Annotated in this window: 18 protein-coding genes and 2 pseudogenes; 17 read left to right on the top strand and 3 right to left on the bottom strand. The window is 62.6% G+C overall.

All coding sequences use genetic code 11. The annotated features are described in order from the left end of the window. Nucleotides 1–158: 158 nt before the first annotated feature. From RW095_RS03475 to RW095_RS03485, 3 genes are read left to right on the top strand one after another with little or no spacing between them, the layout of a single operon-like run. On the top strand, nt 159–3,404 hold the full coding sequence (locus tag RW095_RS03475) for an efflux RND transporter permease subunit (RefSeq protein ID WP_317016432.1): 3,246 nt from the start codon (nt 159–161) through the stop codon (nt 3,402–3,404). 19 nt (nt 3,405–3,423) lie between these two features. Then, the gene (locus RW095_RS03480) at nt 3,424–4,704 is read left to right on the top strand and encodes an efflux RND transporter periplasmic adaptor subunit (protein WP_317016433.1); all 1,281 of its coding nucleotides are present in this window, start codon (nt 3,424–3,426) and stop codon (nt 4,702–4,704) included. Nucleotides 4,705–4,731: 27 nt separating this feature from the next. Next, nucleotides 4,732–6,309, top strand: a complete 1,578-nt coding sequence (locus RW095_RS03485) for an efflux transporter outer membrane subunit (RefSeq protein ID WP_394365040.1) — start codon at nt 4,732–4,734, stop codon at nt 6,307–6,309. Here the strand turns inward: RW095_RS03485 and RW095_RS03490 are convergent. Beyond that, nucleotides 6,287–6,845 (bottom strand): annotated as a pseudogene (locus RW095_RS03490) (ATP-binding protein); the annotation flags it as partial. The gene RW095_RS03485 and the pseudogene RW095_RS03490 sit on opposite strands and share 23 nt — an antisense overlap. Between RW095_RS03490 and RW095_RS03495 the strand changes: the two are divergent. The 3 genes from RW095_RS03495 (at nt 6,780) to RW095_RS41225 (ending at nt 8,463) form a co-directional block, all read left to right on the top strand. After that, on the top strand, nt 6,780–6,998 hold the full coding sequence (locus RW095_RS03495; RefSeq protein ID WP_317016727.1) for a helix-turn-helix domain-containing protein: 219 nt from the start codon (nt 6,780–6,782) through the stop codon (nt 6,996–6,998). The pseudogene RW095_RS03490 and the gene RW095_RS03495 sit on opposite strands and share 66 nt — an antisense overlap. Before the next feature lie 220 nt (nt 6,999–7,218). Further along, nucleotides 7,219–8,133 (top strand): YncE family protein, encoded by a 915-nt coding sequence (locus RW095_RS03500; protein WP_317016436.1) that lies wholly within the window; start codon nt 7,219–7,221, stop codon nt 8,131–8,133. Nucleotides 8,134–8,346: 213 nt separating this feature from the next. Then, the gene (locus tag RW095_RS41225) at nt 8,347–8,463 is read left to right on the top strand and encodes a hypothetical protein (protein WP_394365069.1); all 117 of its coding nucleotides are present in this window, start codon (nt 8,347–8,349) and stop codon (nt 8,461–8,463) included. A 191-nt stretch (nt 8,464–8,654) separates the two neighbouring features. On the opposite strand, the gene RW095_RS03505 is transcribed toward RW095_RS41225, so the two are convergent. Continuing rightward, entirely contained in the window at nt 8,655–10,046 is a 1,392-nt protein-coding gene (locus tag RW095_RS03505) for an aminotransferase-like domain-containing protein (protein WP_317016728.1), read from the bottom strand. Between the two features lie 434 nt (nt 10,047–10,480). Here RW095_RS03505 and RW095_RS03510 point away from each other — a divergent pair, with 434 nt between their 5' ends. The 11 genes and pseudogenes from RW095_RS03510 to RW095_RS03560 all read left to right on the top strand — a co-directional run. Then, nucleotides 10,481–10,963: an MSMEG_0572/Sll0783 family nitrogen starvation response protein gene (locus tag RW095_RS03510; protein ID WP_317016437.1), complete on the top strand. Its 483-nt coding sequence runs from the start codon at nt 10,481–10,483 to the stop codon at nt 10,961–10,963. A gap of 18 nt (nt 10,964–10,981) precedes the next feature. After that, nucleotides 10,982–12,028, top strand: a complete 1,047-nt coding sequence (locus RW095_RS03515) for a Nit6803 family nitrilase (RefSeq protein WP_317016438.1) — start codon at nt 10,982–10,984, stop codon at nt 12,026–12,028. Then, nucleotides 12,021–13,091 carry an MSMEG_0568 family radical SAM protein gene (locus tag RW095_RS03520; RefSeq protein ID WP_317016729.1) on the top strand — a complete coding sequence of 357 codons (1,071 nt, stop codon included), beginning with the start codon at nt 12,021–12,023 and terminating at the stop codon, nt 13,089–13,091. The genes RW095_RS03515 and RW095_RS03520 overlap by 8 nt, the downstream gene beginning before the upstream one ends. 2 nt (nt 13,092–13,093) lie before the next feature. Further along, entirely contained in the window at nt 13,094–13,678 is a 585-nt protein-coding gene (locus RW095_RS03525; RefSeq protein ID WP_317016439.1) for an MSMEG_0567/Sll0786 family nitrogen starvation N-acetyltransferase, read from the top strand. Then, nucleotides 13,675–14,661: a sll0787 family AIR synthase-like protein gene (locus RW095_RS03530; RefSeq protein WP_317016441.1), complete on the top strand. Its 987-nt coding sequence runs from the start codon at nt 13,675–13,677 to the stop codon at nt 14,659–14,661. The genes RW095_RS03525 and RW095_RS03530 overlap by 4 nt, the downstream gene beginning before the upstream one ends. After that, nucleotides 14,658–15,836: an MSMEG_0565 family glycosyltransferase gene (locus RW095_RS03535; RefSeq protein WP_317016442.1), complete on the top strand. Its 1,179-nt coding sequence runs from the start codon at nt 14,658–14,660 to the stop codon at nt 15,834–15,836. The genes RW095_RS03530 and RW095_RS03535 overlap by 4 nt, the downstream gene beginning before the upstream one ends. Before the next feature lie 23 nt (nt 15,837–15,859). Next, nucleotides 15,860–16,144, top strand: a complete 285-nt coding sequence (locus RW095_RS03540) for an MSMEG_0570 family nitrogen starvation response protein (protein ID WP_317016443.1) — start codon at nt 15,860–15,862, stop codon at nt 16,142–16,144. A gap of 82 nt (nt 16,145–16,226) precedes the next feature. Next, on the top strand, nt 16,227–17,528 hold the full coding sequence (locus RW095_RS03545; protein ID WP_317016444.1) for an MSMEG_0569 family flavin-dependent oxidoreductase: 1,302 nt from the start codon (nt 16,227–16,229) through the stop codon (nt 17,526–17,528). A gap of 5 nt (nt 17,529–17,533) precedes the next feature. Beyond that, on the top strand, nt 17,534–18,367 hold the full coding sequence (locus RW095_RS03550; RefSeq protein ID WP_317016445.1) for a Pnap_2097 family protein: 834 nt from the start codon (nt 17,534–17,536) through the stop codon (nt 18,365–18,367). Further along, nucleotides 18,364–20,505, top strand: coding sequence for a methylmalonyl-CoA mutase (gene scpA / locus RW095_RS03555; protein WP_394365041.1), 2,142 nt, complete (start codon nt 18,364–18,366; stop codon nt 20,503–20,505). The genes RW095_RS03550 and scpA overlap by 4 nt, the downstream gene beginning before the upstream one ends. 608 nt (nt 20,506–21,113) lie before the next feature. Beyond that, nucleotides 21,114–21,465 (top strand): annotated as a pseudogene (locus RW095_RS03560) (transposase); the annotation flags it as partial. A 963-nt stretch (nt 21,466–22,428) separates the two neighbouring features. On the opposite strand, the gene RW095_RS03570 reads toward RW095_RS03560, so the two are convergent. After that, nucleotides 22,429–22,983, bottom strand: a complete 555-nt coding sequence (locus RW095_RS03570) for a Tar ligand binding domain-containing protein (protein WP_317016732.1) — start codon at nt 22,981–22,983, stop codon at nt 22,429–22,431. Nucleotides 22,984–23,159 lie beyond the last annotated feature (176 nt).

Genomic DNA, 23,159 nt, shown 5'->3' on the forward strand with positions numbered 1-23,159 from the left:
GGCGATGAAAAAACTCCAGATAACAGACTTGTAATTTACCGGACCGCAGCTGGTAAGCCCCCGGCCAGCACACTCCTGACTCATGAAGCGCATGCCATGCGCCGTCCGTTGCATTGAAAAGACGGGCGCTTCCATCTGCCTCTTTTCAGGAATCCGTCATGTGGATCGTCAAGCTCGCGCTGCGCCGGCCCTACACATTCGTGGTCCTCGCCGTGCTGATCTTTATCGTCGGCCCGCTCTCGATACTGCGCACGCCGACCGATATCTTTCCAAACATCGATATTCCGGTGGTCAGCATCGTCTGGTCTTATAACGGTTTCTCCGCGCAGGACATGGCGAACCGCATCACATCGAATTACGAGCGCGCGCTGACTTCCGACGTCGACGATATCGAGCACATCGAGTCGCAATCGCTGAACGGCGTTTCAGTGGTGAAGATCTTTTTCCATCAGGGTGCGGACATCAATCGAGCGATCGCCGAGGCCGCGTCCAATTCGGCGTCGATCCTGCGGGTGCTGCCGCCCGGCACGCTGCCGCCGAACATCATCACGTACAACGCGTCGACGGTGCCGATCCTGCAACTTGGGCTTTCCAGCAACACGTTGTCCGAGCAGCAGCTTTACGACCTTGGTAATAGCCAGGTTCGCACGCAACTCGCGACTGTGCAGGGCGCCTCCGTGCCACTGCCGTTCGGCGGAAAGGTCCGGCAGATCATGGTCGATATCGACCCGCGCGCGTTGCAGGCCAAGGGCCTCGCGCCGCTCGACGTAGTTAACGCCGTGAACGCGCAAAACCTGATCCTGCCGGGCGGCACGGCAAAGATCGGCACGAAGGAATACAACGTGCAGATGAACGGCAGCACGGACACGGTCGCCGCGCTGAACGATCTGCCGATCAAAACGGTGGCCGGCGGCGTGGTGTATGTGCGCGATGTGGCCCATGTGCGCGACGGCTATGCGCCGCAAACCAACATCGTGCGCAGCGACGGCAAGCGCGCGGCACTGCTGACCATCGAGAAATCCGGCAGCACGTCGACGCTGACAATCATCCAGCAGGTCAAAGCGATGCTGCCGCATATTGCGGCCGGCTTGCCGAGCGCGCTGCACATCACGGCGTTGTCCGACCAGTCGGTGTTCGTCAAATCCGCGGTGGTCGGCGTCGCGCGCGAAGCGCTGATCGCCGCCTGCCTGACCGCGTTGATGATCTTGTTGTTTCTCGGCAGCTGGCGCGCCACGCTGATCATCGCTGTGTCGATTCCGCTCGCCGTGCTGACCTCGCTGATCGGGCTGACCGCGCTCGGCCAGACCATCAACATCATGACGCTCGGCGGCCTCGCGCTCGCCGTGGGCATTCTCGTCGACGATGCCACCGTCGCGATCGAAAACATCACGCATCATCTGGAGAATGGCGAGCCGCTGCATGACGCGATCCTGAACGGTTCGGGAGAAATCGCCGTGCCGACCTTCGTGTCGACGCTGTCGATCTGCATCGTATTCGTGCCGATGTTCCTGCTTTCCGGGGTCGCGCGCTATCTGTTCGTGCCGCTCGCCGAAGCGGTGGTGTTCGCGATGATCGCCTCGTATTTCTTCTCGCGCACGTTGGTCCCCACGCTCGCGATGTACCTGATGCAGCCGCGCAGCAATGCGCCCGTGACGGGCAACGGACCGATCGCGCAACTCGTGCGCTTTCAGGCCGCCTTCGAGCATCGTTTTGAATTGCTGCGCGAACGCTACCGGGGTGTGCTCAGCGCGGCGATCGCCAGCCCGCGCCGCTTCATCGCAATCTTCCTGCTGCTGTGCATCGGCTCGCTCGTGCTCGTGCCATTTTCCGGACGCGACTTCTTTCCGTCTGTCGATACCGGCGAAATCCGGTTGCATTTGCGCGCCCCTACCGGCACACGGATCGAAGATACCGCGAGCCTCACCGATGAGGTCGAAGCCCGGGTGCGTAGCGTGATTCCCAAACAGGAGATGTCCGCGATGCTCGACAACATCGGCGTGCCGGTGAGCGGCATCAACCTCACCTACGATTCATCGGACCCGATCGGCCCCGAAGACGCCGACGTGATGATCACGCTCGCGGCAAAACACAAGCCGACCGCGGCCTATGTCGCGACGCTGCGCACGACGCTCGCCAAGGATTTCCCCGGCGTGAGCTTCGCCTTCCTGCCGGCCGACATCGTCAGCCAGATTCTGAATTTCGGCCTGCCGGCACCGATCGATGTCCAGATCGTCGGCAACAAGCTCGCTGCCAACCGCGTGGTGGCTAACCGCCTGCTCGCGCAACTGCGTGGCGTGCGCGGCCTCGTCGACGCGCGCATCCAGCAGCCGGGCGACGAGCCGGCTATCAACGTCAACGTGGACCGCACACGGGCGATCCAGGCGGGCTTGCAGCAACGCGACGTGTCGCAGAATCTGCTGATCGCGCTGTCGGGCAGCTCGCAGACCACGCCGAATTTCTGGCTCGATCCGAAGAACGGCGTCAGCTATCCACTGGTGGCAATGACCCCACAGTACGACATCGACTCGCTGCAGGCGCTGGCCAATATTCCCGTGGCGCCAGGCGGCAGCGCGGCTTCGGCTGCCAGTAGCGCGGCCGCTTTTGCCAACGGCGCCGGCGCTGCGCCACAGAACCTGCTCGGCGCGCTTGGCACGCTGTCGCGCGTGAGCCAGCAGGCCGTCGTCTCGCACTACAACGTGCAACCCGTACTCGACATTTTCGCCTCGGCGCAAGGCCGGGACCTCGGCGGCGTGGCCGCTGACGTGAACCGTCTGGTCGACCAGATCCGGCCGCAATTGCCGCCGGGCGCGTCGATCGTCGTACGCGGCCAGGTGCAGGCGATGCACGACTCGTTCGCCGGTCTCGCAAGCGGCATGGTGTTCGCGATCGCCCTGGTTTATCTGCTGATGGTCGTCAATTTCCAGTCGTGGCTCGATCCGTTCATCACGATCAGCGGCTTGCCGGGCTCGCTCGCGGGCATCGCGTGGATGCTGTTCAGCACGGGGACCCGGCTGAGCGTGCCGGCGCTCACCGGCACCATTCTGTGTATCGGCATCGCCACGGCCAACAGCATTCTCGTGATCAACACCGCGCGCGAACTGCACCACGGCGGCAAGCCGCCCCTACAGGCGGCGCTGGAAGCGGGCTTTAGCCGCTTCCGCCCCGTCTTGATGACCGCGCTGGCGATGCTGATCGGCATGCTGCCGATGGCGCTCGGCCTCGGCGACGGCGGCGAGCAGAATGCCCCTCTCGGTCGCGCGGTGATCGGAGGCCTCGCGCTCGGCACTGTCTCCACGCTGCTGTTCGTACCGGTCGTCTACGGGATGGTGCATGCGTGGCGGGACAAACGCCGCGCCGCCCGGCAGAGCACGCAGGAAGCCGACCTTGCCGCCCGCATCCATTGATTCCGACGAGAGCCTCCCCATGAACGATTCATCTCTTCCGCCCGAACTCGACGATCGCGCCGGGCCATCCGCGAACCGCGCTGACCGTAACGTGGAAAATCCCGCGGGAAATGCGGCGGCAAGCGCAGCCCAATCGCCCGCAGCGGCCGCGCACCCGGCACCACGCCGGCGTCTGTGGCCACTCGCCCTGACCGGCCTTGCGGCCGCCTTGCTGCTCGCCGGCATCCTGCCGCGTGTCTCCGCGAGCGCCGCACTGACGCAACAGACCCAGGCGCAAAGCGCGCTCAGCGTATCGATTGTCATGCCGCGTCCCGCGTCGGCGTCGAACGAGTTGCTGTTGCCCGGCGCGGTCACGCCGTTCGCGGAAGCGTCGATCTACGCGCGCACGAGCGGCTATCTGGCGCACTGGACGAGCGACATCGGCGCCCAGGTCAAAAGCGGTCAGACGCTCGCGACGATAGACGCCCCCGACCTCGACGCGCAACTGCGCCAGGCCCGCGCCGACGAAAGCACCGCGCAGGCCAACTACGACTATGCGAAGACCACCGCGCAGCGCTGGCAGGACATGCTGAAAACGCAGTCGGTCGCGCAGCAGGACGCCGATACGAAAACCAGCGACATGGAAGCGCGCCGCGCTATGCTGGCGTCCGCGCAGGCGAACGTCGCGCATCTGGCCGAACTGGTCTCGTACGAAAAAATCACCGCGCCGTTTGACGGCGTGATCACCGCCCGCCACGTCGATGTCGGCGCGCTGGTGACGGCCGGCGGCACGCCCGGCACCGCCGGCATCTCGGGCGAGCTGTTTCATATTCAGCAGACCGGCGTGCTGCGGGTCTTCGTCGATGTACCGCAGAACGACGCGCCGTATATCACGCCGGACACCGGCGTCTATCTGACCGCGCAGCAGTATCCCGGCCGTCATATTGCCGGGCGGGTGGCGCGCAGCACCGGCTCGATCGATCCGGCGAGCCGCACGTTGCGCGTCGAGGTGGACGTCGACAACAAGGACGGCGCGCTGATGCCGGGCGCCTATGTGCAGGTGCATCTGGAGTTGCAATCGTCGACGCCCGCGCTCGATTTGCCGGTCAGCACACTGCTGTTTCGCCCGGATGGCGTGACGGTGGCGGTGGTCGACGGCAACGGCAAGGTGGCGTTGAAGACTGTGCACATCGGCCGCGATTTCGGCACACATGTGGAAATCACCACCGGGCTGGTGGCCACGGATCGCGTGATCGACAACCCGGGCGATTCGCTGAATGCGGGACAAGCCGTCCAGATCGCGCCGGCCACGCATAGCTGAGCGCCCGTCATCGTAAGGATGTTTGCCATGTCTTTTGCCTTTAGTTGCCCGTTGCTGCGGCGCTCGCTGGCCGTGGCGCTGACCGGCGCGCTGGCCGCCTGCTCTACGCTACCCGACTATCATCGGCCCGCCGTCGACGTGCCCTCGCAATTCGCGGGCGCCACGCCCGGCTGGGCGCAGGCGGCGCCCGCCGACGCGGCGCCGCGCGGGCCCTGGTGGACGATCTTTGGCGATCCCGTGCTGGACCAGCTCGAAGCGCGCGTCGACGTCTCGAACCAGACCGTGCGCAAGGCCGTCGCGCAAGTCCAGCAGGCGCGCTCGATGGTCGACTATCAGCGCGCGGGGTTCTTCCCGACCATCACCGCCGGCGCGGCCCAGAATCGCTCGCGGATCTCGCAGAACGTCCAGGGACGCTCGCTCGCGGGCAAGACCGTGCCCGACTATTCGGCCGGCGTGTCGGCGAGCTGGGAGCCCGATCTGTTCGGCCGCGTGCGCGACAGCGTCGCGGGTGCGCAGGCTAATGCCGATGCCAGCGCGGCGGACCTCGAAGCGGTGCGTCTGTCGATGAGCGCCGATCTCGCCGTCGACTATTTCGCGCTGCGCTCGCTGGATACGCAGAAAAAGCTGCTCGACGACAGCGTGCAGGCGTACGCCCATGCATTGAATCTGCTCCAGCAGCAGTTGAAGAACGGCGCGATCGACGCCTCCGCGGTCGCTCAGGCCACTACGCAGCTCGAAGCGACACGCACTCAGGACACCGACATCGACGTGACCCGCGCGCAGATGCAGCACGCGATCGCGACCCTGATCGGCGAACCTGCTTCGACCTTTGCGCTGCCGCCGAACGGCTCGGCAGTGGCGCCGCCGGCCATTCCGGTCGGCGTGCCCTCACAGCTGCTCGAGCGGCGGCCCGATATCGCCGCTGCCGAACGGCGCGTGGCGGCGGCGAATGCGCAGATCGGCGTGGCGCATGCGGCGTTCTTCCCCGATCTGATGCTGTCGGCGAGTGCGGGGCTGGAAAGCACCTTCTTCGCGCCGTGGCTGAGCGCGCCGAGCCTGTTCTGGTCGATCGGGTCGCAACTCGTCGGCACGCTGTTCGACGGCGGCCAGCGCAGCGCCACGCTGCACGGCGCGACCGCGCAATACGACGGCACGGTCGCCGATTACCGGCAGTCGGTGCTGGTGGCGTTCCAGCAGGTCGAGGACAACCTCTCGGCGCTGAATTCGCTCGCGGACGAAGCCGCCAGCCAGCAGCGCGCGACCAGCGCCGCCGATCTGTCGTTGCGCCTCACGACCAATCGTTACAACGCGGGCGCGGTCAGCTATCTCGACGTGGTGACCGCGCAGACGATCGCGTTGACGAACGAGCGTACGGCGGATCAGATCGCCGCGCGCCGGCTGGAGTCGAGCGTGTTGTTGCTAAAGGCGTTGGGCGGCACGTGGCATGACGTTGGCGCGAACCCAACGGCGGCTGATGTGGCGGCTGCGGCGGTTGCCGCGAAGCCCGGCGCTGAAGCCGGCATTGACCCGGTTGCCGGCAAGCGTGCGATGCGGCCCGCGGGGCAGTCCGAAATGCGCTCGGTTACGCAGTCCGCCGGAACGTGAGAATGAAGCGCGTGCCGTGCACGTTGCTTTCCGCACGCACGGTGCCGCCATGCAATTCCATGATGGTGGGCACGATGGCAAGACCGAGTCCGGTCGAGCCCGTGGAGGCTTGCGACAAACCCGCGGAAGGCAACATGCTGCGCGACGGATCGATCCGGTGGAAGCGGTCGAAGATCCGCTCGAGATGCTCGGCCGCGACCGGCGGCCCCGGGTTTGACAGGGTGATGCGCACAGCGCCGGCGGATGCCGGCGTCGAGCAGGATCTCGCCGCCGCGCGGCGTATAGCGGATCGCGTTGGCGAGCAGGTTGCTGACAGCGCGGCGGAACAGTTCGAGGTCCGCGCTCAGGGACGCCGCGCCGCTCACGCGCACCGTGACATCCGCTTCTTCGGCGATGCCTTCGAAGTAGTCGGCGATGTGCGTCAACTCCTGAGCGGTGTCGAACTCGCGCATGCGTTTGACGAACTGCGGATGTTCAGCGCGAGCCAGAAACAGGACGCTTTCGATCATGCGCGACAGGCGATCGCACTCCTTCAGTCGTCGTCAACGCTCGAAGACTGCATCGACGGGTGGAAAGAGGAAGTGGAGAGCAATGCGATTCAGGTTCACATCTCGGACCTTCGCAGGAAGCTCCGCGCGGATAACATCGAAACGGTGCGGAGGGTTGAATATGTCGTCAGAGAGGAGTAGCGAAGAAGTGAAGTTCAATCTGCAATCGAATGCGAACGCGCGCCTATACGAGACACGCAACCGCGATCACCAATGTTTCGACTCCCGGGGATTTTTTGCGACCAAACTCATGAGGGTTCGCGTTTTTTTCTTGCTGGCGGCCGCCGGCCTTTGCATGGCATCGACCGCATTCGCGGCCGAACTAGCCACAGTGCCACTCAGGCCTGTTTCCGGCACTCCGTTGCCCAACATAACCGGCGGCGACTTCGATCATTTCGCAGTCGATCTGTCCCGCTCGCGTCTTTACGTGTCGGCCGAGGCATATGGATCCATCGAAGCGTTCAGCCTGCCAGATGGCAGGCACATCGCGAGTATCAGAACGGTTGCGAAAGCGCCGCACAAGATTCTGCTCGCAAATGGAGGCAAGGAACTGCTGATCGCCGACGCAGGCGATGCGGCCCTCAAGGTAGTCGACACGACGCGCTTCAAGGTCCGGAAAACCATCGCCCTCGCCCCGCAACCCGACTCCGGTATTGCGGACCGTAAAAGCGGCATCTTTTATATCGGGAATGGCGGTGCACAGTCACATCAGGATCATGCCTACATCACGCTGATTTCGCTTAAGAACCATTCCGTGGTGGGCCGGATCGACGTGCCGGCCGGCCAATTGAAAGCCATGGCAATCGATCCGGCGACGCATCGCCTGTTCGTGAACATGCGCGACAAAAACGAAGTCGGCGTGATCGATTTGCGTACGCGCAAACTGACGGCCACCTGGCATGTTCCTGGCCCGAGCCGAAATTCGGCCATGGCCTTCGACCCGAAGAGCGGGCGCCTGTTTATCGGTTCGCGCGACCCCGGTAAGCTGTTCGTGATGAATGCGAGCGACGGCTCGATCATCCAGTCGCTAAACATCGTCAACACGTCGGACGACATGACTGTTGACGCAGTCCATTGCCACCTTTACATCACAGGTTCGACTGGTCTGGATGTCGTCGACTCTGTCGGGCCGCATCAATACGCGGTCAAACAGCATCTCGACACGCTCGGCGGGAAGACCTCGGTCTACATTCCATCGCTCCAACGGCTCTACGTCGTTCATACGAAGGGCCCCGACGCGGCGATGGCGGGACTGCAGGTGTTCAGTGTGCGCTGACGCGCGAAACCGCTCTGTCAGAGTGGGCCCGGAATCGACCCGGTGAACGCGCGGCGGTACTGATGCCTTTTTATCGCAGTGTTGCGACCGCAGCGTGGGCAACGGCGAGTCGCGGCCTCGGCCTGTGTGTCTCGGCGCCGCGATCGCGCGTTTTCATGACGCCGGGATTGTAATAGGCGACAACGAGTTCACGTTTCTTATCTGCGGCGCAAGCTGGCAGCGGAGCACATCGTGACCGTGCGCGGCGTCGGCTATCGGGTTTTGTCAGATATCCCGCGGCACCTTGCGCGAGAGCCTTCTCGCGAACGGCGGGATTGTCGTTGCCTGTGATGAAGATGATGGGCACGCTGTGACAGACTGGGCTTGTTCACATCCGGACAACACGTCGGTAAACGGATTGGGGGAGTCATCTTAAGCCATGCGTTACCGCGGGCTGACCGACCGCGCATCGACCCAGACGAGTCCGATCCTGCGTGTTTCATGTTGCGCCATCTGATCGTATCAGCGCCGACCAGGTTACTTCACATCACTGGCGAATGCAGAAGATGCGGATGCTCGAGCGTTTCGGCGATTACGCGCAGCGCCCGCTCGCATTCGATCCGATTCTTCGAGCCTCCCAGACATATGCGCATCGCGTTGGGTGGATTACCGTCGGTCGAGAACGCTGCGGCGGCGACAGCGGCAATGCCTTGACTACGTAACTGCAGCGCCAGTTCGGAAGCACTCCAGCCGCCTTCGCGGGGAATCGGCAGCCACAGATGAAAGCCGTCTGGATGCGCGTCATAGGACGACGCGCCGAGCACGCGAGCGGCAATCGCCTGGCGCGCTTTCGACTCACTGCGAATCGCGCTGAGCATCTCTTGCGCCGTGCCGTCGGCAACCCACTGTGTGGCGAGCGACACCGTAAATGGACTCGCCATCACGGTGGTCGCGCGCAGTGCGCCCGCCAGGCGCTGCGCCTGACGCGGAGTCGGAGCGTGCAGATACGCCACGCGCAACCCGGCACCGAGATTTTTCGACATTCCCGTGATGTAGTAAGTCAGCTCAGGCGCGAAACTCGCCAGCGTGTCCGGCGCTTGCTGCGGCAACATCGCATATGCATCGTCCTCGATGATCGGCACGCTATAGCGCAACGCCACATCGGCGAGCGCCTCACGCCGCCTTCGCGTGAGCGTCAGCGTGCTCGGGTTCTGCAGCGTCGGATTGCAATAGAGCGCGCTCGGCTTGTCGGTCTTGCAGAGCGCTTCGAACGCATGCGCCAGTGGCCCTTCGTCGTCGCGTGCGAGCGCCTGCAAGCGCACGCCCAGTTGCGCTGCGATCGCCTTGATGCCCGGATAGGCGAGCGTGTCGAGACAGATTGTTGCGCCCTGACGTGCCAGCTGCGAGACGAGTGCGACGAGCGCGCTGTGAATGCCCGGGCACACCAGCACGTTGTCCGGCGAGCAATGGGTTAGGCGGCGCTTTAACCACTCCGCGCCCGCCCCTTTGTCGGCCGGCGTGCCGCCGAAATCCTGATAACGCAACAGTTGGTATGGGTCGCTATTCGCCATCAGACGGGCGGCGGATTCACGCAAGTGTGCGGCGTAGTCAGCGGGCTCTGGGGGCGTGTTCATCGTCATTTCGATGCTGCTGCCACCGCTTAGCGGCAGCGTCGCGGTGCGGCCGCGCACGAAGGTGCCGCTGCCGGCGCGCGCATCGAGCAGGCCGCGCTTTTTCGCCTCGGCATAGGCGCGCGCCACGGTGGTGTAGTTCAGTGCCAGTTCGTCCGCCAGATCGCGCAGGCCCGGCAGTCGGTCGCGCGGGCGCAGGCGTCCGCTCGCGAGATCTTCTTCTATTAGATCCGCGATCGCGACATAAGCCGGTTTGCGGATTTCGGCAAGACGTTTGATCCAGTGGTGAGTGGGACTGCTCATGGTGTTCATGGTGTTCCTGGAACTAGAAGGCTATCGGAAAAGACGTCATGTATGTTCGAATCAGCGCCGCAAAGTGATCGCATAACCTGGCTCGAATGATCGGATTAATTGGATTGATTTGATCGACGGTTGGCTCGATTGCGGTGAAGGACTGCACCTCATCGGCGCGCGTGCACCATCAGAATCGCACCCGGCTGGTGCGATCAACGCCCGCACGGCCGCTTCCATTGGCACGCCTGACTGTACGCAACCTTCGCGCCAAAAAATTTTTGGGCGCGTTTGACGAATGATCGTCTGCTTGATTGGACAGTGATCGCATTCGCCCTGACGCCAAGTGGCACGGGCATTGCATTATCGGGCTCGCCGCAAACGTAAAGCGGCGCCTTGATATGACGTTTCATTTCCCGTTCACGCAAATCACATTGGAGAGTGCCATGCCAGCTGTCAACAAACCGCTGCATCAGAAGGGCGACTATCTCGTCGACTACGAAGAGAAAGTCTTCGAAGACGTGAAGGCCGAGCCAGGTGAAAAGGCGCTTGTCACGTTTCATACGGTGGCATTTGAAGGCTCGATCGGCTTCGTCAATCTTCTGCAAGCCACGCGTCTGCAGCGCAAAGGTTTCGAAACCTCGGTGCTGCTCTATGGCCCGGGCGTGACGCTCGGTCTGCAGCGTGGTTTCCCGACGCTCGGCGACGAAGCATTCCCGGGTCATCTGAACTTCAATAAGCAACTGATCAAGTTCATGGAAGAAGGCGGCAAGGTGTACGCGTGCCGTTTCGCATTGCAAGCGCTGTATGGGCATGGCGAAGCGTCGCTGATCGAAGGCATTCGCCCGATCAGCCCGCTCGATGTGCTGGACATCCAGCTTCTGCATCGCAAGGACAACGCACTGATCATCCACACCTGGACGGTCTGAGCACAGGCGGCCATCACCATGTCTGAAAAACGCATTGTTCGAGCGGCCGCGGTCCAGCTTTCACCGGACTTCGAGCGCAGCGACGGTACCCTCAACAAGGTCTGCGAAGCCATCGACCAGGCCGCGCGCGAAGGCGTGCAGCTGATCGTGTTCCCCGAGACCTTCGTGCCGTATTACCCGTACTTTTCGTTCGTGCGGCCACCGGTTGCCTCGGGCGCCGATCACATGCGGCTTTACGAAGAAGCGGTGGTGGTGCCCGGGCCCGTGACGCAGGCGGTGGCAGAGCGTGCCCGCCTGCACCGCATGGTCGTCGTGCTCGGCGTGAACGAGCGCGATTACGGCAGCCTGTACAACACGCAACTGATCTTCGACGTGGATGGGCAACTGTTGCTCAAGCGCCGCAAGATCACGCCGACATTCCATGAACGGATGATCTGGGGGCAAGGCGATGCGGCGGGACTGAAGGTCGTGCAAACCGGTGTGGCACGCGTGGGTGCGCTGGCCTGCTGGGAGCACTACAATCCGCTCGCCCGCTACGCATTGATGACGCAGCACGAGGAAATTCACTGCAGCCAGTTTCCGGGCTCGCTGGTGGGTCCGATTTTCGCCGAGCAGATCGAAGTGACGATCCGCCATCACGCGCTCGAGTCGGGTTGCTTCGTCGTGAACGCAACCGGGTGGTTGACCGAAGCGCAGATTGCATCTGTCACGACTGATACGAATCTGCAAAAGGCGCTGCGTGGCGGCTGCAATACGGCAATCGTGTCACCTGAGGGGCAGCATCTGGCTGCGCCGCTGCGTGAAGGCGAAGGCATGGTGATCGCCGATCTCGACATGGCGCTGATTACCAAACGCAAACGCATGATGGATTCGGTCGGCCACTATGCGCGGCCCGAATTGCTGAGCCTCGCCATCAACGAACGGCCGGCTACGACAGTGTCGCCGATGCCGCCGCCGGGCAATGCGTGGAACGCCACGTCCAGCACCGATTTCAACTCAACCATGGGATGCCGCGATGAATTCCAGCGAGACCTTGCCGGCCGCGAGCCGGCAATTGATGACTGAATTGCAGTCGGTCGGCTTGCGGCTGGCCGATCCTGGTACCGGCGTCGCCAGCCGGCGCGGTGGCGCGGGACCGTCCGATCACAAGGCAGTGACGGTGGATGGCGTGACCATCATGGTGCCGGTGCATACGAACACGGCGTGGCATTCGCCGTTCGTCGCCGCGCCTGCCGATGCAAGCGGCACCAGCGCATTGCTGCGCGGCACGATTCCGATTGCCAACATCAGCTTTCCGAAGGCGCCGCGCTTTTACGGCATGCAGACGCTCGACGGCGTGCCGTACTCGCACATCGCAACGCTGCACAGCGCCGATGTGCTGGCGACCACCGTGCTGCAAACCTGCATTCGCTATGAGAGCCGCCGTAAGACGTGCAAGTTTTGCGCGATCGGTCAATCGCTTGCTGCGGGTCGCACGATTGCGCGCAAGGCACCGGAGCAGCTTGCAGAAGTCGCGCGTGCGGCGGTGCTGCTGGACGGTGTCAAGCATATGGTGCTGACAACCGGCACGCCGCCCACCAGCGACCGTGGCGCGCAGATTCTCTGCGAGAGCGCGTTCGCGATCAGGGCCGCGGTCGATCTGCCAATCCAGGCGCAATGCGAACCACCGGACGACGATCAATGGTTCGCGCGCATGAAGGCGAGCGGCATCGATACGCTCGGCATGCATCTCGAAGTGGTGACGCCGTCGTTGCGCGAACGCATCATGCCGGGTAAATCGGGCGTGCCGCTGTCGCGCTATATGGATGCGTTCAAGGCGGCGGTCGCGGTGTTCGGTCGGGGACAGGTGAGTACCTATATCCTCGCGGGACTCGGTGACACCGCCGAAGCGATTCTTGGGATTTCGCGCGAGCTGATCGGCCTCGGCGTGTATCCGTTCGTCGTGCCATTCGTGCCGATCAGCGGTACGCCGCTTGAAGATCATCCGGCGCCGTCGCCGGAGTTCATGCAGTCGGTGCTGCAGCCGCTCGGCTCAATGCTTGCTGCGGCTGAAATGCGCTCAGCGGACATCAAGGCCGGCTGCGGCAAGTGCGGTGCGTGCTCGTCCCTGTCTTCGTACGAGGTGTGATCATGTTTGGCGAAGCGATTGCGGGTGCATCGAGTGAACGGAACGACCCGGATGTTGCGCCGGCGTTTTACACGCCTACCGAATACCGGATCAAATGGACCACGCAGCAGTGGGAAGCCAATGAAGCCTATAAACTGCGGCGCGCGGTGTTCTGCATCGAGCAGGGCATCTTCGTCGGCGACGACCGCGACGAGATCGACGAGCGTGCGCAGCAACTGGTGGCGGTGAGCTGTATTGCCGGGATGCCCGAGCAGGTGGTCGGCACGGTGCGGATCCATCAGGAAGAGCCTGGCGTCTGGTTCGGTTCGCGGCTCGCCGTGCACGCTGCGTTTCGCCGTCACGGCAAGATTGGTGCAACGCTGATCCGTCTCGCCGTGACGAGCGCGCATGCGCTTGGTTGTCAGACATTCCTCGCGCATGTGCAGAGCCAGAATGTGCCGCTGTTTCGCCGTCTGCGTTGGGATGTACTTGCAGAGGAAAGGATGCTCGGCCGTCCGCATCATCTGATGCAAGCGCAGCTTCAGCACTACCCGCCGTGTACGACACCGCGCAGCGGCTTTGTCACGCAATCGCGGAGCGGGTCATGAGTCTGGCGGATCTGGTCACTAGCTTGCGCGAAAGCCGCGGCTTTCGACACAAGACCGATATTGCCGGCGTAGTGTCGTCGCTGGCGGACCGCTTGCCGGGTGGCGCGCGCGATCTCGGCCAGGCGGTGGCGTTAGGCGACGACTGCGCAGCGTTGCCGGATGGTGACGCTTACCTGTTGTTCGCCATCGAAGGCATGGTCAACGACTTCGTGCAGGCCATGCCCTGGTTTGCCGGCTACAGCAGCGTAATGGTCAATGTCAGCGATATCTATGCGATGGGCGGCCGGCCGCTCGCTGTTGTGGATGCGCTATGGAGCGATGGCATCGAAGCGGCGCACGAGGTGCTGGCCGGCATGGCCGCGGCGTCGGTGGCGTATGGCGTGCCGATTGTCGGCGGACACACCAATGCGCGAAGCGATCAGGCGCAACTGGCGGTGTCGATTCTGGGCCGCGCTAACGCGCTGTTGTCGAGTTTCAACGCAAGACCGGGCGACCGCCTGCTGATGGCGGTCGATCTGCGCGGCCGCTTCGAGGAACCCTATCCGTTCTGGAATGCTTCAGTCGGAGCGTCGCCTGTGCGTCTGCGCGACGACCTTGAGTTGTTGCCGTGGTTAGCCGAGAACGGGCTGTGTGATGCAGCGAAAGATATCAGCATGGCGGGTACGCTGGGCACGGCATTGATGTTGCTCGAATGTTCGCAGGTCGGCGCTCGCATCGATCTCGATGCGATCCCGAAGCCGGCTGACGTGCCGCTCGCGCGTTGGGTCACCGCGTTTCCGAGTTTCGGCTACCTGCTCTCGGTGCGTGAAGCGTACGTCGAACGCGTGCGGGCGCAATTTGAGGCGCGCTCGCTGGCCTGCACGGAGATTGGGACAGTAGACGCAACGCGTCAGGCCGTCGTCCATCGCGGTGACGATGTGGCAGTGTTGTGGGACTTCAGCGGCGAGCCGTTTATCGTCCCGGCCGACCAGGTGCCGCGATGAGCATGGACGCATTGCGGATAGCGCTGCTGACGCACTCGGTCAATCCGCGCGGCGGCGTTGTGCATACGATCGAGCTGGCGAGCGCACTCAGTGCACAAGGACATGACGTCACGGTGTTCGCACCGGCTACGAACGGCGAAACGCTATTTCGTACGCCGCCATGCCGCGTGGTGTACGCGCCGGTCACGGGCTCGCAGGCAGGTACCGTTGCGCTGGTCGATGCGCGCATCCGCGCCTTGAAGATGAGTGTGCGGGCGCACGGCCCCACGGCCTTCGACGTCTTGCACGCCGAGGACAGCATCAGCGGTAATGCACTCGCTGAGCTCAAGGAAGAAGGTGCGATACGCGGTTTCGTGCGCACCGTGCACCACCTGGATCACTTCGATGATCCGCGTCTTGCGGCATGGCAAGCACGCGCGTACCGCGACGCCGACCAGGTTTTCTGTGTGAGCAACACGTGGGCCCGCGAGATGCTGCGTCGTTACGGAATCGCCGCGGTCACGGTGCCTAACGGAGTCGACACAGCGCGTTATACCTCACAGACGCGACCCGCAGACGAGGCGCTCAAACAACGGCTGGGACTCGGAGCGGGGCCGCTTGTCCTCGCGGTGGGCGGCGTCGAAGCGCGCAAGAACACGCTGGCGCTGCTGGATGCGTTTGCCCTGGTGCGCCGCGCCCTGCCGCTCGCCCAGCTTGTCATCGCGGGCGGTGCCAGTCTCCTCGACCACGACGCGTACATGCGGCGTTTTGTCCAGCGCGCGGGGCAGTACGGTTTGTCCATCGGAACGCACGAAAGCATCGTGGTCACAGGGCCACTCGAAGACGCCGCGATGCCGGCTTTGTTCCGGAGCGCGGATGTGCTGGCGATGGTGTCGGTGCGCGAGGGTTTCGGCCTGGTTGTCCTCGAAGCGCTCGCGTGCGGCACGCCGGTGGTGGCGTCGGCGATCGCGCCGTTCATCGAATACCTCAATGACGCCACCTGTTTCTGGGCCAGTCCTACCGACGCCGATTCGATTGCCGCAGCGCTGCTGCGCGTGGTTCGCGATGATAGTGCGACCGATTTTGCTCATGCCGTGCCTGCGCTGCTTGCCCACTTTAGCTGGGAGGCTAGCGCCCGCCGTCATGTCGACGCCTATCGCGCGTGGCTCGCACACCAGCCGCTTGCCACTCACTAAGTCATCAGCAAAAGGGAATTTCTATGCCTGTCATGCACTTCCGGATTCAATGGCCCGACGGGGAAGAAGCGAATTGCTATTCGCCGTCGCAGGTGGTCAGCGAGTTTTTTACGTCGGGCCATGCTTATCCGCTCGACGATTTTGTCAGACGCTCGCGCGAGGCACTCAACATTGCCTCGGAGCGCGTGCGGCAGAAGTATGGTTTTGCCTGTTCGGCGGCGATGGATCAGCTCGCGCAGATCGAAGAGGATGCAGACCGCTTTCGCCATAGACCGGACGCGACCGTCAAGGTCATCGAACTGCTTTGAACCCAGGATGAACCGTTGAACCTGGTGCGCCGGGCGGCAGCGCCGCGACGGTGAGCCGATTTTTTACTTGCAAGGACGCATCATGTCGAACACAGCGCACTCCTTAAGCGCCGGGACGCGCGAGAATAGGCACTACAGCGTGCTCGTCGTCGGTGGCGGGCAGGCCGGTCTATCGATCAGCTACTATCTGAAACAGGCCGGCGTCGACCACCTCGTCGTCGAGAAGAACACTCTGACGCACACCTGGCGCAACCAGCGCTGGGACGCGTTCTGTCTCGTCACGCCGAACTGGCAATGCGCGTTGCCCGGATATCCGTACCGGGGCGACGACCCGCATGGCTTTATGAAGAAGGACGAAATCATCGCGTATCTCGACGGTTTCATCGCAATGGTCGATGCGCCGGTAATCGAGCGCACACAGGTCAAACGCGTGAAGCGGCAGGACGACGGCACCTTTGCGGTAGCGACGAGCCAGGGCGATTACACCGCCGATCAAGTCGTGGTGGCCTCGGGTGGTTATCACACGCCGATCGTGCCGCGCATGGCTGAACGCCTGCCCGCGCAGGTCGTCCAGTTGCAGTCGTCGGAATATCGCAATCCGCAGGCGCTGCCCGACGGCGCGGTGCTGGTTGTGGGATCGGGGCAGTCCGGTGCGCAGATTGCCGAGGACCTGCATCTGGCCGGCCGCAAGGTGGTGCTCGCCGTCGGCGAGGCGCCACGCTGTGCGCGCTTTTACCGCGGGCGCGATGTGGTGGACTGGCTGGCCGACATGAAATACTACGACATGCCGGTGGAAAAGCATCCCTTGCGTGAAGGGGTGCGTGACAACACCAATCACTATGTGACCGGCCGCGACGGCGGACGCGACATCGATCTGCGCAAGTTCGCGGCCGAAGGGATGGAGTTATACGGACGGCTCGACGACCTGCGCGACGGGCGGCTGCACTTCGCGCCGAACCTCACCGCCAATCTCGACGATGCGGACGATACCTATAACCGCATCAACGCGAGCATCGATGGCTTCATTGAAAAGAACGGTATTGATGCACCGCCCGGCGGTGTCTATGAGCCTCTATGGCAGCCGCCTCACGAGCGTACGACACTCGAACTCGCAGGCAGCGGCATTACATCGATTATCTGGTGCATTGGCTTTACGCCGGACTTCAGCTGGATAGATGCGCCTGTGTTCAACGGCCGCGGTTATCCGGCGCACACGCGCGGCATCACGCCGGTTGAGGGGCTCTACTTCATCGGCTTGCCGTGGCTGCATACATGGGGCTCAGGGCGTTTCTCTGGCATCGCGCGCGATGCCGACTACGTGACCCAGGCAATTCTCGAGAGCCTCCGCGAGCGAACGCCCTCTTGCGACACTGTAGCGGCCTGAAGCGCATGCAGCAAACGACACAGAGCTATCGCGCCGGGATGCCACAACTGGCCTATACGGGGCTGTCCGAAAACTGGCTGATCAAGGAATGCGGACATCGCCACTGGGAGGCGCTGGCGGAGGATGCCGGCCGGCGCGCGCCGGATTTCGTCGATGACGGTGGGAGCAAATCGTATGCGGCCTTCACCGCAATCAGATTGACGGGGGCAACGCTCCACGCAATCGGTGAGAACGACGATTTCGAGCTTGGTACTGAGCTTTCCCGAACCGGTCCGGCTCGCCACTTTAGCCGGCACCGTCTGGTTTCGGGCAATGGCGAGTGCGCCATCGTGTCGATGTCGTCGACGTTCGTGCGGCGGCATGAGCTGCGCAACAACCGTTCGGTGACACGCGCGACGTTCGCGGCAATGGGAGGCCCGACAGCGACTCCCCCGGCGGACGCAGTGGACATGGCGTGGCGTGGCAAGCAGTTTCGCGCCGGGCAGTGGGACGAGCGGTTGCCCTTCACCAGCGCCGATCGTGTCGGGAACGACTGGATCGATTTTCTGCCATGTCCGAACAACGATTTTAACGGTGCGGATTTCCTCTACTTTGCAAGCTTTCAGTCCTTTGTTGACCGTGCCGAATGGCAGCGCCACCGGTTCCACGAGCCACCCGTTATCGCAGGCCGCGAGTTGTTCTTCTACGGCAACATTAATGTTGGTGACACCCTTGGACTGCGCGTGGTCGCGGAGCATAAGGATGAGCGCGGCCTCCTCCATTGGTGCGAGCTTCGTCGTGGCAGCGACCAGCAGAAGATTGCCGACGTAGTAACAAGCAAGCATTGGAGGCAGCGATGAAACGCGAGGGCGATATGGGCGGCAACCGGGACTTCGCCGATGAAAGTCGTGACGCGGTACGGCACGCGCCGAGTTCGGTTCCGCTTAAAGCGCTGTATACGGCGAGCGATCTTGAAGGGGTGTCGCATCTTGGCAGTCGACCCGGTGAGGCGCCCTTCGTGCGAGGGCCCCATGCGTCGATGTATACGCAGAAGCGATGGACGATCCGTCAATACGCTGGCTATGCAGACGCGGCAGATTCGAATCTTGCATTTCGAACGGCGCTTGCCGAAGGAGCACAGGGTTTATCGGTCGCCTTCGATCTGCCGACGCATCGGGGCTACGATTCGGACGATCCTGCCGCGGTGGCCGATGTCGGCATGGCAGGAGTCGCAATTGACAGCGTCGAGGACATGAAGCGCCTGTTTCGGCAGATTCCGCTCGATCGGGTGTCGGTCTCGATGACGATGAGCGGCGCTGTATTACCCGTACTGGCTGCATTCATCGTGGCAGCGCAAGAAAGTGGCGTGCGCACGGAGGCCCTTACGGGTACGATCCAGAATGACATCCTGAAGGAATACATGGTGCGCAATACCTGGATATTCGCGCCGGAGCCGTCCTTACGGATCGTTGCGGACGTCGTCGAGTACCTGGCCGAACGCGCGCCGCGCTTCAATGCAATGTCCGTCTCGGGCTACCACTTTCAGGAAGCGGGCGCGGACGCGGTACTCGAACTCGCGCTGACACTGTCCAATGCGCGCACCTACGTCGATGCCCTCGTGAAGCGTGGGATGAATGTCGAGCGCATCGGCGAGCGGCTGAGTTTCTTTTTTGGCGTTGGCACCGAATTCTTTGTGGAGATCGCCAAACTTCGCGCCGCTCGGGTTCTCTGGGCCGGGATAATGAGCGAACTGGGTGCACGTGAGGCCAGAGCGCAAGCTTTGCGCATGCATTGCCAGACGTCGGGATGGTCGCTCACTGCGCAGCATCCACAGAACAACATCGTCCGGACGACGATCGAGGCGATGGCCGCCGTGTTCGGCGGCACCCAGTCGTTGCATACCAATGCGTACGATGAAGCGCTTGCACTCCCAAGTGCGGATGCGTCAAGGCTCGCGCGTGACACGCAGTTGATCATGCAGCATGAGATGGGCCTGTGCGATGTTATCGACCCGTGGGCGGGCTCGTACATGATGGAGTCGATTACCGACGACATTACCCGGCGCGTGCGTGATCTGATGACGCAAATTACTGCGCAAGGGGGCGTCGTCGAAGCGATCCGCTCGGGTTGGGTACAGCAGCACATTCACGAAGCCGCAACACGCACGCAGGCGCGGATCGATGCAGGGCAGCGTGTCGTCGTGGGCGTGAACCGGTTTCGATCACCGGATGCGGATACGCCGTCTAACTGTCTCGAGATCGACGGTCGGCGGGTTCGTGCCCGGCAAATTCGGCAGCTCGCAGAACTAAAAGCACAGCGCGACGATGTTCTGGTCTCGCGCGCGCTGGCGGCACTCGCTGACGGTGCGCGTGACGGCACCGGCAACCTGCTGGCCCTCGCCATCGAGTGTGTCCGCGCGCGCGCGACAATCGGCGAATGCACGCGCGCGCTGGAGGCTGTCTGGCCGCGCTACAGAATGCCCAGTCGTTTTAGCAGCGGAATCTACGGCGAAGCGCGAATGGTCGATGCGGCATGGCGTAACGCATGCAATCGTGTCAGTGCTCTTGCCGGGCGCCTCGGACGCTTGCCCAGGGTGCTCATCGCAAAGGTGGGGCAGGACGGCCACGATCGGGGTGCAAAGACCGTCGCGGCGGCATTGGCCGATGCCGGATTCTACGTATCGCTCAGCGCGCTGTTCCGCTCGCCCGGAGAGGTGGTCGACGACGCCATCGCAGCGAAGGCCGATGCCGTCGGCATTTCGTCCTTATCGGGTGCGCATCTTGACCTTGTTGGCGAGGTCGTGCGCACGCTGCGTGTCCGTCGACCGAGGGCAGCGGTTGTGGTTGGCGGCATCATTCCGGACGAGCACGCACGTTTGCTCAAACGCAATGGCATTTTTGCGGTGCTCGGACCGGGGGCAGCGATGGAGTCGATTGTGGCGTGCCTTGTCGAAGCCGTCGAGCTGGCAACGGCGTCGGCATCGGCCGTTGCGAGGTGATGTCCGATATTCGGCCCAATGGCGTCTCGCGACGCAAGCGCGCTATGAAGTAACCTTGATCACAGGTTGGTTGGGAGCGGGGATCGACTAAACAAACGCGGGCGAATGCCAAACCGGCGTTGTGGCCTGCCTGTCATCGATCCGCATCCGGCGCCGGTCGACCCCGGAACGGTCACAGGAAATGTCTGTGTATCAACGGCTGCTAGCAAGGGACCAGCGGACGCCCAACGTCTGACTTCTGCACTGGGGGCTGCACTATCCGGTCGTGCAGGGGGCGCTCCGAAATACCCTCGCGTTATCGCATTATTAACGGTTGCCCCGTTTTATACCCCGTAGCCGAGTGGGTGCAACCTTCTGGAATTTGGCCGGTGCAGTGCGCAGCGGACATCGGCTACCCCTTCGACACTGCGATCTCCGGACGCAAGGCCAATGCCGCCAATGCTCGACCCGCGCCATTTGCAAATCTTCCGTAGTTTGCATAACGATGCCTAGTGGAAATTCGCGGGATCGATGTTGGAGCGGCCCCCTGAAAGTCCGGACACAGTCTCCCACTTACAATAGCGGGTAGGCATACGACTGTGTTTTTGACTAACAACAAGCAAGAAGTGATGGAAGTTCTGTCTGGGCCGGAGCGCCGGCGGCGGTGGTCAGCGGATGAGAAGCTGGCGACGGTGCGGGAGAGTTTCGAGCCGGGCAAGACGGTCTCGATGGTGGCACGCCAGCACGGCGTGAATCCGAATCAATTGTTTCGTTGGCGCAAGCTGTACCACGACGGCAGCTTATCTGCGGTCAGCGCTGGCGAGGAAGTCGTGCCGGCCTCGGAGCTGAGCGACGCGCTCAAGCAGGTAAGGGAGCTTCAACGGCTGCTGGGCAAGAAAACGATGGAGGTGGAAATCCTGCGCGAAGCCGTGGAGTATGCCGCGCAAAAAAATGGATTGCGCGCTCGCCATCATTGCCGGGGCGAACGGTCGGGTCGTACACATTGACATGCGCGCGCAGCAGGGCCTTTTTTAACGCTGCGACCCGCTCTCCATGTATGCGGTGATTTCGTTTGATGCCATTGCGAGAAAACGAACAGTGCCCTTCGATTGTCCTGCTGTTATCGCGCATCTGGATCAGGTTACCCACTGGGCACACGCCGGTGTGACCACGGTAGGCACGGCACCACGTTGTAAAAGACCGCCTCTGCCCCGCTGCGACGGGGGCATGGCGGCACGCTTAAAGATTTTCTGGTTGTTCAGGAAAGCGGTGGTCTCCGTTTTTACTTGATGCTCGATCTACCGTATGGCGCTCCCCTACGCTGCGAGCCGATGCCCCGTTAATGCGGGGCGTGCAATCGCGGGCGGAAATACACACCAGCAGCCGTCATTGTGTCGAAAGAAGAAAATCGCATGCGAACCGCTCGGGGCCAGGGCCTCGACTCGCACATAGCGTCTCCTCTCGCGACCGGTACGGCCGAATTGAATTACGCGGAGCCGCGTCGTCGGAGTCGGCGCAAGCCATTTTTCTACCAGGAACCGTAGGGACTTCTCGGCGATGTTCATGTTCGCCTCCTTCCATTTCTGCCGCAGCTCACGGCGATCAGCTGTCGGTAGCGGAACCCTGCGACCTGTCGATCGTGCTGCGTACACTGAGATAACCACGCCAGCGTCCGCTTTATTCCCGAGCTTCGAACGTGACAGCATGCCGCGATTTCGAGCGCGCCTGAGCCGCTTGTCCGAGTTTGTGCGAGTTCTCTACATCAGAGCCGAACCGGTCCAGATGCGGGTGCCTGGTGACCGCACAGTTGAACGGCGGGAACGAAGGTGCGTCGTTGCAATTACAGCAGACAGAGCGAGGGGAACCGCGGTGCAATCAATTTTGTGTCACTTGCTACTGGCGTCGGGTATGGTGCTGCTGGGGTAGGGTGCGCTCAACACAGCGTCATGGGTGTGAACTTTCGCCGCTAAGGCGCCAGGACTCTTTTCGGTGTTTGGGAGCCACAAGTGTTTCGGCGTATTGGCGCCAGTAGACTTCACCGTAAAAGCACCACTGCCATCCGAGTCGGGCGCCCAAACTTTGCCGACCGCTACCCTCCCGGCACGCATCTGCTTCGGAGGGTGACTGCCTTGCTACATCGTCTCTCGTGACGATAGAGAATTTTACGTTTTCGCGAACGCATTGCGCACCATGCCCCCGTCGGTTGAGAGCGTTGATCGCTCGTTCGCCGGAGGCCCTACCGGCGTCATCGGTACTCAGAAGATACTGATAGTTCAACCGCGCGTAGTTGCCCAATTCGGACTTGGCATCTCCAAGCTCCATGATGCTGGGAATGACATTGACCTGGACATATTCGAAGCGCTGTTGTGCCTGGTTGAGCCGCCACAGGCCGAGAGCTCCGAAGAAAATCAGGGCCAGCAGGGCAACCGACAGCGTGAGGAGTAGGCGCCGGGAGAGGGTTACGATGGATATCCCTAGAGACGATTCGAAAGAGACAATTCTTAATGTTCTGGACTTGCCCCTGCATGACCCGACAGTTGGTCATGTCCGGTCATGCAGGGGCAAGTCCACAGTTCATACATCCTGGAACCCAATCCCTTCCAGGCCTAAGATTCGCCGCCAGCCATGGGTGTCGGTACCGTCGTACAATTGACCATCTTCCCATCGAAGATGCT

This window comes from Paraburkholderia kirstenboschensis, from assembly GCF_032806925.1.
GTDB classification, from domain to species: domain Bacteria; phylum Pseudomonadota; class Gammaproteobacteria; order Burkholderiales; family Burkholderiaceae; genus Paraburkholderia; species Paraburkholderia kirstenboschensis.